The 11,684-nt window shown below is 41.9% G+C and carries 7 protein-coding genes; all 7 read right to left on the bottom strand.

The window, feature by feature from the left end; all coding sequences use genetic code 11:
* The coding region (locus Q1V93_RS14540; protein ID WP_300665659.1) for a DUF4157 domain-containing protein at positions 1–2,771 on the bottom strand (2,771 nt) is incomplete at its 3' end.
* Positions 2,772–2,884: 113 nt separating this feature from the next.
* Positions 2,885–3,349 carry a hypothetical protein gene (locus tag Q1V93_RS14535; RefSeq protein ID WP_300665658.1) on the bottom strand — a complete coding sequence of 155 codons (465 nt, stop codon included), beginning with the start codon at positions 3,347–3,349 and terminating at the stop codon, positions 2,885–2,887.
* A 48-nt stretch (positions 3,350–3,397) separates the two neighbouring features.
* Entirely contained in the window at positions 3,398–3,982 is a 585-nt protein-coding gene (locus Q1V93_RS14530) for a hypothetical protein (protein ID WP_300665657.1), read from the bottom strand.
* 232 nt (positions 3,983–4,214) lie between these two features.
* Positions 4,215–4,718 (bottom strand): hypothetical protein, encoded by a 504-nt coding sequence (locus Q1V93_RS14525; protein ID WP_300665656.1) that lies wholly within the window; start codon positions 4,716–4,718, stop codon positions 4,215–4,217.
* Positions 4,715–8,995: a DUF4157 domain-containing protein gene (locus Q1V93_RS14520; RefSeq protein WP_300665655.1), complete on the bottom strand. Its 4,281-nt coding sequence runs from the start codon at positions 8,993–8,995 to the stop codon at positions 4,715–4,717. Before Q1V93_RS14520 ends, Q1V93_RS14525 begins: the two co-directional genes overlap by 4 nt.
* 12 nt (positions 8,996–9,007) lie before the next feature.
* Complete coding sequence (locus Q1V93_RS14515; protein ID WP_300665654.1) at positions 9,008–10,483, bottom strand: contractile injection system tape measure protein; 1,476 nt, start codon at positions 10,481–10,483, stop codon at positions 9,008–9,010.
* A 16-nt stretch (positions 10,484–10,499) separates the two neighbouring features.
* A partial coding sequence (locus Q1V93_RS14510) for a PKD domain-containing protein (RefSeq protein WP_300665652.1) occupies positions 10,500–11,684 on the bottom strand: 1,185 nt, incomplete at its 5' end.

Raw genomic sequence — 11,684 nt, 5'->3', positions numbered from 1 at the left:
ATTCCCATCGGTCCGAGTGAACCAGTGAGCCATTCGAGTAAACCTCCAAGCAAGTGCTGCTGAATGTTGGCTTTGAAAGCGTCGATCCCTTGTCCGATTCCATCAAAGAGATTACCCATGAAGCCGATCGGATCTGCCATAATCACACCGACTACGCTCTTGATTGCAGCGAACAGGTTGGTGATCATTTCTTTGAGCTTGAGAATCGTTTCGATTACTCCGTTGATGAAGCCCATTACCGCATCGATGAGTCCGCGGTTGGCAGCTTTCATTTCTTCAATGCGTTCGTCTAATTCCTGGACTGTTGCTACGTATTCCTGTGCAATTGTCTCAATCAGGGCATTTTCACGACTGTTGACATCTTCCTGTAGTGCCGAGAATTTTTCCTGAATTTCACTCGCAGCTTCTTTTCCAAGATGACGTAAGTTTTTAGGAAGACTTTCAACGTATTTGGTTACATCGGTTTTACCTTGTTTGATACGACTCTGAGCACGGTTGAGTTCGCTGGCAACAACTCCGGCGATCACTGTGATTCCGGCTTCCATTACTTTGGCGAATACTTCTTTACCGTCAACGAAGAATTGATTCACTTCATCCGGCAAACCGGCAAAGAGATCCCAACCCCATTTCAGCGCACCGTCTGCACCACTGTAACGTTTGAGTTTGTACCAGGCCATTTTGGTTTCGATATACTTCTCAAAAACTGATTTTGCTTTTTCTGCCGTTGCTTCGAACATGGATGCTACGCGTTCTTCGAGTGTATCGAGAATTCCTTCTACTTCTTTTTTGGTTGTTTCATAGATGCTATTGATATCACCGGCAATCCGTTCGCGTTCACTGGTATCTTTTTTACCGGTGTTTTTCTGGTTCCCCATGACTTTCTGGAATGCTCCGCCCCGCATCGCATGCATACCAGCCAATTGTTCCTGACTTGCCGCGCTGGTTTTGATCGCGCTTCCTTGTAACGTCTCATCTTCTTTTTTCCGGAAATTGTTAGGAGCATCATCTGCTTTCGCTTTCGCGTCCTTTTTACTATCGAGTGCCTGAATGAATTTCGGTTCTTCGGATTTTTCGAGTTGTTGATCCGTAACTTCATTTTCCGCCATGCGTTGATCTACTTCCGCCGTTTGTTCCTGTATCGGCTGGCTGATTTCCTCTTCTCCGCGTTTCGGAGGAATGGCTTTTGCGGCTCCAACATCTCCCGGTTTTTGACCTTTCTGGAGTGGTTTGAGCGGAACCGTTTTTCGCTCAGGAACTTTGTCTGTTTGCGGAGCTGCCTGGCTTGTTTCCGCCACTGGTCCTACAGAAGCATCTTTTTCAGCTTTTACATCCCCGATGGCTTGCTGATTGACCTGGTCAATGTTATTGTTTTTCTCAAATTTATCTGCCTGATCCTGGTTTTCCGGAAGCTGCATGGTTGCAATCCGTTCCATGAGTTTGGCTTTGAAAGCTGCGGCGCTGAACGGCTTCGGTTCTGCTTCTTCCATTTCATCCACCTGATCGGCTTGTGCAATACTTTCGCGTTCGTTACCCGGAGAAAGTGCTGCTTCCTGGGAATCTTCGGAAAGTTCTGCGGCTGGTTGGTGGGCAGATTGCTGATCAGCTGTAACAGCAATGTTTTGTGTTACTTCCAGGAAATTCGGGTCTGATTTCGGATCCGGTTTTTTCTTTTCGGGAGCAGCTTCTTCTTTGGAACCTTCTTCGGCTTCAATTGCTTTCCCGTTTTTGTCCTTTTTTCCTGTTTTTGGAACGGCGGTTTTGCCTTCTTTTGTTGCAGGAGGAACTTCTGCACCTTTTGATTGTGGCGCTGCAACCTTCAATACCGGTGCTTTTGTTTCAGAGCCGGTTTGTTCTTCTTTTTTACCTTCCGGTGCGTTTTCCTGTTGCTGAGCAGGATCTTGTTTTACATCCGTTTTTGGGGCTGCTGCTCCTTGTTGAATTGTATGGGTCAACTCATGAGCCAGGAGGAATTTTCCGTCCCGGGATGCCGGATCGAATTTCCCCTGGTTGAAATAAATATCTCCTTTATTGGTAAACGCTTTGGCTCTTAGAGATTGATTCATTTCGGAAGCCTGCGTTCCGGTATGTACTTTCACATTACTGAAATCGGCACCAAAACCCGTTTCCATTTCTGTTTTCACATCGGATGGGAGCGGACTTCCTTGTCCTTTTGTACTTTGAAGTTGTGAAGCAATCGTGTTTGAAGGAGCGGGTGGAGCCTGGTCAAATTGTTTGGCTTGAACTGAAGAATCACCGTCTTCCTCTTTCATTTGAACGCCTCCATCTCCACCTTCATCCGGAGTTTCAGGTTCATCTGTATCAGGTTCATCAACTTCTGACTCTTCTGAAGCCTCTGGTTCTGCACCATCTTCCTCCATTTTTTGAACCGGTTCGTCTTCTTCCTTCAGTTGAACAGAATCTTCTTCTTTCCGCTGAATTGCAGGTCCTTTATAATCGATAGCCCCCATTTTATCTTCCGTGCCGTCGATATCGAGTTGGCCCATCTGATCCGGATTTTCTTTCCGTTGAATATAGGGAGTTACGGTTTGCGCAATCGGTTTCAATTGAACAGGTGCAGGATCGCCGGAAGTCGATTTGCCGGCAGGTGAAGAGCCATTTATCACGCTTTCAGCCGCGTTGTCAGCTTCGGCCTCGTGCTGATCGCCTGGTTGATTGACGAACAGTTTTGCCTGTACAGCAAAAGGATCGCGGCCCCGGCTCCGGAATGGAGAGCCGCTTGATTTTTCAGATGTGTGAATAGTCTCTTTCATGGCTCAGACTAATGGTTTAGTGAATAATGGTGCTTTGTTGATCTGAGGTTTTAATTCTTTTTTTTATATCAAGTTTTACTGTGTTTGTTTTTTTAATTTGGATTTATTGGTGATTAAAAGAGAATTTCTTTATACCACCAAAAATCAGACTTCCTATCCTCGAATTTATCCTCAGCTACCATTCTAGCTTTCTTTTTCTCGGTTACAAATCGATTTTTTATTGATGTTTCATATAATTCTTTTAACTGATTGTCAGAATTCAATCCTAAACTTTCTAAAGCATGAATGGTATCACATAATGAAAATAATTTGTGCATCTCTTCATACAATAACTTACCAGGAGCATCTGCTATTTTAATCGCATAATTCATTTGATTTTGCATTAAATCCAGCATGTTTAATCTGGTTAAAGTTTCCAAAAAAGTAGATCTTAACTCATTTAAGAGATTTTTCTCTAATTCATCATCAATTTGGATTAAAAGAAACAAATCATCAGTAATATCAAGCACTTGGTGCTTGGATAAAGTACTTTCATTTAGTTTTTTCTCTATTGATAAAAAGTTTTGTTTTTTAGCCATTATGGTGCTTTACTTCTGATAAATAGGAAATTACTGCTTTTTGATAGATTAGATGCCTGCAGCGGAATAAAACTCGAAACTGCCGAATAGTATATCAGCCAAACTCGGTTGATAGCCTTTAAAATGAAAAGTAGAATCTAACCAGTCTCTTTTTTCTTTTTCCAGCTGATTGAAATTAGTTACAGACCATTTTTGTTTGTAAAACACATCGAGTATTGCATGTAGTTGTTGTGTGATTTCTTCCGGAAAATCATCTTCAGGACATTCTTCAACATCAATATCATTGTCAATAATACTTCTGGAATTGAGAATATAACATGCTATATTATCTATATGACTTAGTTTGAAATAAACACTCCAATGTTTATTATGATTTGTTTTCTCCAACATCACCTTTTCAGAATCAATGAGATAATCGTAATCACCACTTAGAATTCCGAATTCCGGGTTCAAAATCATCAAAAAGTTCTTAGAATGACCATAGTCCCGATCCGAATCAATGTGTGTTTTTATGTTAAACTTATCATCAATTTCTTTAGAAAGGTCTATGTGACTTTTTGGATTCGATCTCTCCAGATACTTTTTTTCCGAAAAGTAATTGCCGGATTTTTCTTTGATTAAATTTTCATTCATAGGAGTAAGTTTAAGGTATCGTAGATCTATTAATTTATATTTTAGTCTTTTTCATAATTCGGCTAATCTTGTTTTTAAGAAACTCAAATTTTATAATGATAATTCCGAAATAGCTTTTTCGATTGAATCAGAAATTCTTGTTTCAGAGGGATATAGTGACCAAATATCATTGATCTCATAGCTAAAACTACCCGTTGGATGTGATATCTATGTTGATACTTGTCAGGAGATATTATAAATCAATTCTTTCCGAAGTAACTTTAGTCGAATCAACCGATAAATTAATAAGCCACTTTTCTTTTTGCTCTTTCCCACCAATATTAAGACCGAAATAATAGGTTGGATCGATGAATAATTCCTGACCACATGTTAAATATATTGACAAGGCTTCGCATAAGATATCTTGATCCTGCCGATCGATACAATTATATATTTCAAGTGAATTGATTCTATTATCGGCCATATCGTCAGTCAAAACAATTGTTGCTATTGAGGCTTGTGCTGGAATTAGATCTTCATCTAATTCAGTATCGAAACTTATTTTTGAAGTTATCTCGATTTGAAGTTGCGAATATTGTTCAACAGAAGTCAGTTTCAAAAAAAACGTATCAAATTGAATGAAAAGATATTTATCGGCAAAACTCATATGAGCAAATCCATCTTCGATATCTACAAATCCAATCTTAATGATATCAGAAATGTCTTTGTCTTTTAATTTTAATAAATTGTTTATCATGGTGTTATGTATTTTATTGCTAGATCCATTCCTTTCCCTTGTTCTAATAATGTAACCCATTCCCCGTCTGGTTTCATAACGAGAGTAAAACCTTTACCTTTATATATTTTAACAATAGGTTGTCCTAATTTCAAAGTGGCGTCACCAACAAATGTAAATATATCTTCATTTATTAACCTGCTGATGTCTTTTAAAAACTCATCAGTATGTGTTTTCAATTTTGGATATTTTGTGCCAAGTATTTCTTCTAAGTATTCTTTTTTATCAATAAAATGATCCTTGAATTTTTTACCTGCCTTTGCAGTTACGGGACCTCCATTGATTTCTAGATTGCTTTGTTTTCCACCCGTTGATTGCTCTTTGTTTAATTGACTTTCACCTTCATTATTTTTGTTTTCGTCATTTTGGAGGTTGTCTTTTTTCTCAGACTGGTTTTCATTTTTTTTCTCTCCACCCAATTCATATGGGTCTTCTACTTCATGCTCACAACCAAACATAATGATCCTGAAAACACCATTACCTTTTTCCCTGCTTCCAAATCCGTCTACACCTTTCATCGCTTTTAAAGGAGCTAATTCTCCCATCAAGACAGGAATCGGCGTATCAATCTGATCATTTGTTTTAGCGATAATCCGAGCCATTACCAATGCCTTGGTTTTACTATTATGATTCGGTCCTTTTTCGACTTCGTTGTCGGCTTTGTCGCGCATTTTCTTTTTAGTCGCGTCGTCCACATCGTCTTCGTATTTGCTGAGTTTACCCAATTCACCTTCGTCAATATCCGGTGTTTTATCTCCCGGAGTCTTATTCGGTGTTTTATTGTCTCCATGTGTTTTTCCTGGAGTTTTATTTGGTGCGTCAGGGGTTTTGTCAGGTCCGTTGAATGTTTTTTTCCTGCCTGTGAGCGAGCCGAACAGATCATCTGTTTTGGTAACGATTGCCAGCTTGAAGGTTTGGTAGAGTTTTGTCCACGTTTCCTTTTTAAAGACCGATTTCGTAAACTGAACCGTCTTCAGGAACTTGCTCGTTAAACCGTTTTTCAGTGAAAGAAAGCCACGTTTCGCCCATGTTTTCGGGAATTTTGTCACAGTGTCTTTGAACACCTGTCCGCCTTTGACCTGTCCCTTGCCACCAATCATCCCGAGAATACCGGTTGAGGTATTGGCAGCATCTTTCTTCAATGCGGCGGTTTCCTGGAACATGGTTTCGGCCGTTTTTGCGGTATGGAGGTCATAAATGTTCTTGATTCCTGACAAAAGGCCTAATACAGCAGCGGCTACACCGATCCAGAATGTAATTGTTCCCATGGTGATAGTAGCATCGGCAAGCCAGATTGCTAAGCCAAGAGTTGCTCCGGCAGTAAAGAAGGCTGCTACACCGGCTGCTATGGTCAGTACTCCAAGAATAACGGAAATAACACCGCAGATGTTCAACAGGCTCACAGCCAGATTTGCTCCTTTGGTGAGAACTGTTCCCACGGGATCTTTTTCAAAGGTTCCCCAATCGCTCAGGTTCTTCCAGATTCCCATGACGTTATTGGAAATGGTGCCGTACCATTCAGTTGGGTCGAGCATGGAAACAGCAAAGTTCCCGATGCCTTTCACGAAATTCCCGACATCGGCCCAGGTAATGTTTTTCAGGGAGTCGAGCATACCTGTTAAGGTGTCGCTGATCGGTGACCAGAAAAGCCCTACTTTGTTGACCTTTTCAAGGTTTTTCGTAACACGGTCGAGCGGAGATTTTAATCCTTTGTTTCGTTTGTTATTGAATTTGACAAAATCTGCGTTGCGTTTGTTTTCGGCATTGGTAATGAACTGAACTTTCTTGGATTCCGCCCACGCTTCGTAGTTATTATTGAATCCTTCCAGCTGAGAACCCAATTGTGCACGCTGATTTTCGTTCAGGCTGCGTACAAAAGCAATTCGTTCTTCATCACTGTTAATGCTCATGAATCGGAAGATCAGGGCATCACCGCCATGACCGTTTTTCATTTCTTCAAAGGCAACTTCTTCTTCCTTCGCCATCAGTTCCTGCCAACCGGGAACCGTACTCATATCTGTGTAATAAGTACCTTGCGTTGTGCGTGTTTCCTCTTCGATATCGAATGAAGTGGTCATGAGACTGGTACCGTCATTACGCAACTTATCTTCCTGTTTTTTGCTTTTATCCATCAGGTGCTGCGTGCTCCGGATTTTATTCCAGGCCTGCTGGTTGCGCGCTTTTTCAGAATCAATCTTATTTCTCGATTCCTTTACTTTTCGTTTGGCTTCGGCAAGATTTTTATCACTGACCGTATTCTGAACTTCGGCTTTAGTAGAATCTTTGGTTAATTGCTTGGCTTTGTCACCTGTACCGTTGAATCCCTCGGAAATGGTTCCGGATCCTGAGCTTAACTCCTCGAAGTTGCTCGTTAATTCTCCCGAATCTGCTTCTTCCGGATCTTCGTTTTCCTTGGATCCACCCAGTAAAGAGTTACTTTCTTTCACAAGATCCATTACATCGCCTTTGTTTTCATTGTATGTGGAAGTGTATAATCCCACTTCTTTCTGAACTTTTTGTTGGCGTTGTTTGGAGGTAGCCATCGGTTTGTCTGCCAACGGTAACTTTGACTCGCGGTATTTTGTGTTTTTCTCTAATTTTTGAAGGGTTTTATCCGATTGAGCAACGGTTTTACTGATTTCGTTCAACTTCGATTGGAAACCCACGCGCAATGTTGCCTGAGTGTTTGCGCGATCATAAGCTTCCTTCCCCTGGTCACGGAATTGCTGAGCAGTTATGTTCAGTCCTTCAACATTGATATTTGCTTCCTCATCCGGTTCAATCGGTTCTCCTGCTTTATCGACAGCGGGTTCAGTAGGTGCTTTTACAACTACAGGTGGATTGTCGAAATCTCTTGCTACTTCTGTTTTCCCGGCATCTTCTCCTCCTGTTTTATCTCCTTCGTCGTCGTCTTTTTTGTCTTTTTCCTTTTCTTTACCGGTTGCTTTATTCCCGGCACCTTTCAGGTCTTTCGGTTTTCCTTTTCCTCCTTCAGCGACTCCGCCTTTTTTGGTTTCGGTTTTATCTCCTTCTGTTTTTAAATCAGTAGATTCTTCTCCGGTCTTTTTTTCAACCGGCTCAATATCAGATTTCAGGATCGGTTCCGGAAGTTTTTCCTCCGTTTTTTTCTGATCCTGCTGCTTGTTTATTACTTCTTCTTCAACTGGTTTTTCGATGGGTTGATTCAGTGCTTGTTTATCGTTTTCCGGCTTTTTATTCTCTTTTGTCTGATTATTTTGTTGCGGAGTTTCTTTCTGTCCCTGTTTTGTTGTTTCAACCAATTGTTTAGCCAATTCTTTCCCCCTGGAAAGTTGATCTTGCGGCATTTTTTTTGCTTCCGCCAATGCTTTGACAGGTTTTTCGGAAGTTCCCTTTTGCTGTTTTTCTTTTTTTACATCTTTCCGGATTTCTGTAACATCAGGCTTTTTATCCTCTTCATCCGGATTTTTACCGTTAACAGGTAATGATGCTCCTTGCTGAATGGTATGCGTGAGTTCGTGCGCCAACAAATGCTTACCGTTTTTGGAAGCGGGATCAAATTTCCCCTGATTGAAGTAAATATTTTCTTTATTGGTAAATGCTTTCGCGCCGAGTGATTTGTTCATATCGACTGCATTTGTGCCGGTATGCACTTTCACATTCCCGAAATCAGCCCCGAAACCGGTTTCCATTTCAGTTTTTGTTTCAGGAGGTAAAGGAATGCCTTGTCCTTTGCTTTCGTTGAGTTTTTCCGGTAACGTATTTTGGTCTTTTGCAACTTGTTCCGGTGCAGGAGTTCCAGGTGGATCTCCCAATTTGCTTACGAATTCGTCATCTTTTAGCTGCATGGAAGCGTCCTCTTCCTTGAGCTGGGCATTTTCATCTTCTTTTAACTGAGCCGACTCATCTTCTTTCCGCTGAATCGCAGGTCCTTTGTATTCGATAGCTCCCATTTTATCTTCGGTGCCATCTATATCAAGTTGCCCCATTTGATCCGGATTTTCTTTCCGTTGAATGGTTGGAGTTACAGTTTGAGCAATTGGTTTCTGTTGAACAGGTGCTGTGTTTTCAGCAGCAAGGGTTCCGGTAGGTGAGGAGGAGCTATTCACGACACGATCAGCCGCTTGATCGGCTTCGGTTTCGTGCTGGTCGCCAGGTTGATTGACAAACAGCTTCGCCTGTACCGCAAAGGGATCGCGGCCCCGGCTCCGGAATGGAGCACCGGATTTAGTATCAGGAGTATTAACTTTTGTCTTCATTGTTATGTATTATTACCATTCTACAAATAGCAGGTCTTCCCGCCAGTCTATTTTGACAATTCCGAGATTCCACGGAAGTTTTTCGAGTAGAATATCTTGTGCTTTTCGTTCGAATACCAGGCGTGTGCTTTGGTATTCTTCTATAATGATTTTGGCTTCGCGTTGTAAAAATTCATAGCGAAGCAAATCGGGTGAATCACTTTTCAATGCGGTCCAGTGTTCCAATACGGCGGCAATTAATTTTCCGGCCTCTTCTTTGATTGCTTCTGAGATAAATCGTTCTTGCTGAATGGGTTCATCAGGTGGTATTCCACAGAGGAATTTCTCAAACTGAAGCTCAAATTCCCAGGCACTTTCATGACCTGTTGCCAGAAAATGCAGGACATGCACAACCAATTCCGGATCAGAGAGCTGATCGTCCTTCAATAGGCCGATCTCCGTGAGAAATGGTTTGAGAAAAGGATGGAGTAAGATCAGTCCGGCGTGTTCAACAGGCTCGTATAAATCAACAACTTCTTTAGGATTCGCTTTCTTAACAGGTTCGGCTTTCTCTTCAACTTCAATGGCTTTTTTTCCGGCACTGTTTTCCAAAATAGATTTCAGCTTTTTTTCCCGATCAGGTGAAATTTCTTGTCCGGTGATGGTACTCACGCATTGAATAGCAGCCTGGAGTTCTTTAATCTCCTTTCGGGTCAATAATACAATCAACTGTTCCGTTACCGCTTCTGAAACAATGCCTCTTTGACGGGATTCCCCGAAGGCCTTTAACAGCATTTTCCACCATTTTTCTTTGGTTTCCAGGGATTCGAAGGAAGCTGTTTTCTTTTGTTGGCGGGGAGGTTCTGCCGGAAAATGAAATGCTCTTGCAAACCATTCGATCAATACTGATTCCGGAAGCTGAAACAACATGCGTTTCACAAAAGTTCCCTGAACACCGGATTGCAATTCCTGTATGAGTGTTTCCGTGTCAGTGGAAGCAAGTTCCAGCAGATTGGAGGTTTCCATCAATTTGCTCAGTGCTGCATTATTCGGAATCCACCAGGGTTTTGTACCGGTTTTCAGGAAATGAAAAACAGACTGCAATTGCCTTCTTGCAGCTGAAACCAAGTGCTTCGGAGACTCCGTATCTTGTGTGGAAAGTGGTGTCTGTCCGTTTGTGGTTTCAGGAACATGGGCAAATGCAGATTCTGGAATAACAGGAATACTGGTTTTGATTTCTTCCCGAATTGCAGCGCTTATCATCCGTTCAAGATCGCCATGCGTCAAATCAGTTGTTTTGGCAGAAATGGTTATTGAAAGATGGTCAAGTGTAAGTACCCTTCCGTTGAGTTTTTTTTCCAGCTCTTCAAACAATTCTTCCAATGCCGGAGAGAGGCTGCCGGATACAAACCCGGCAGCGTCATCCTTCAATGCATAACCTTTTTCTTTGGAGTTGGTTTCAACTTCCACAATCAGTTTATGGACAATATGTGAAGATTCTGTCTTCATTTTCAAATCATTCAACTTATGGTTTCCAGATCACATTTGTTCGAAGAGCACTGATCGCATTCCACGAAGCGGAACCCTCCTGGCGTTGAGTCAATACTTCATCCAGGAACGTAACATTTATCGGTTTACCGGATAGAATACCCATTGAAGGAAAGGACGGAGTGATACCCGGATCCAATGCATTTTTGAATGCTGCGATCATTTCCATAATAGCAAACTGGTTAAAAATTGCTTCCTCCTGGCAACGAACAACGGAAACTCCGGATCGCATCAGGTTGTGATAAAGATCTACTAACTGTTTTTTATTTACTCCCGTATCATTTGCAATGACAACCTGATCAAACAAGCGTGAAGCAAGATTCCTTACTGTCGGACCAACTGTTTTATTGTAGTTCCCATTTTGGTATCCGGGCATATCGGCAAATAAATTGTCGTATAGACTTCCGAAATCAGTAATGATTTGCTGGAGCTCTGAAGGTGCTGCTGCACTCGCAACTCCGCCATCTAGTCCCATTTCTGCAACGGTTTGATCAAACAGGGCTCTCTGTGTAAGGAAATATGCTTCAGATTCAAGTTTGCAGGTAACCGGATCCGGAGGCCAGTTGTTGTTCACGTCGAATTCCAATTCCTTTTCAGTGGTCAACGGACACATATTGTCTGTAACTGAATTCACTGTAAGCCTTACAATCACTGTATTTGTGGATGAAGAATAAGTATGCGTCGGAGATTTGTCTGTTGCTGTTGTTCCGTCGCCAAAGTCCCAGAAATAGGTGAAATCACTTGGACTGACGTTTGTAGGAAGCTTACAGTCAAAAGGAACAGTCAAACTGGTAATCGGGTTTGCAGGAGCAACAAGAGTAGCAGCTACGGCTTTGTGTACCGTAAGTTCTGCATTGGTCGGATGCCCGTTTAACGTGAAATGAAGTACTTGTCCGTAAGCGCTTTCCGGGAATTTTGTTGCCTCGATTTTCAGCTGATCTCCCACTACAGTAATTCCCTGTACAGTCGGAGAGAGTTCTACCACTCCATCAGCAGGATAACGATACATGTCAACAGTAGCACTTCCCAGTGATTTCAGACAAACCTGGTCACTGGATAAACGAAGATCGGCAATGATTTCCGGCATAATAAATCCTACAGGTCTGCAATCCGAGCAGCACAGGTATGGTAGTGTGAAATCTGCTACAACAGTGTTCGCAGC

This window comes from Fluviicola sp., from assembly GCF_030151805.1.
Classification (GTDB): Bacteria; Bacteroidota; Bacteroidia; order Flavobacteriales_D; family Crocinitomicaceae; genus Fluviicola.
The sequence above is the reverse complement of the archived record's forward strand: the minus strand, read 5'-3'. Positions and strand labels throughout refer to the sequence as shown.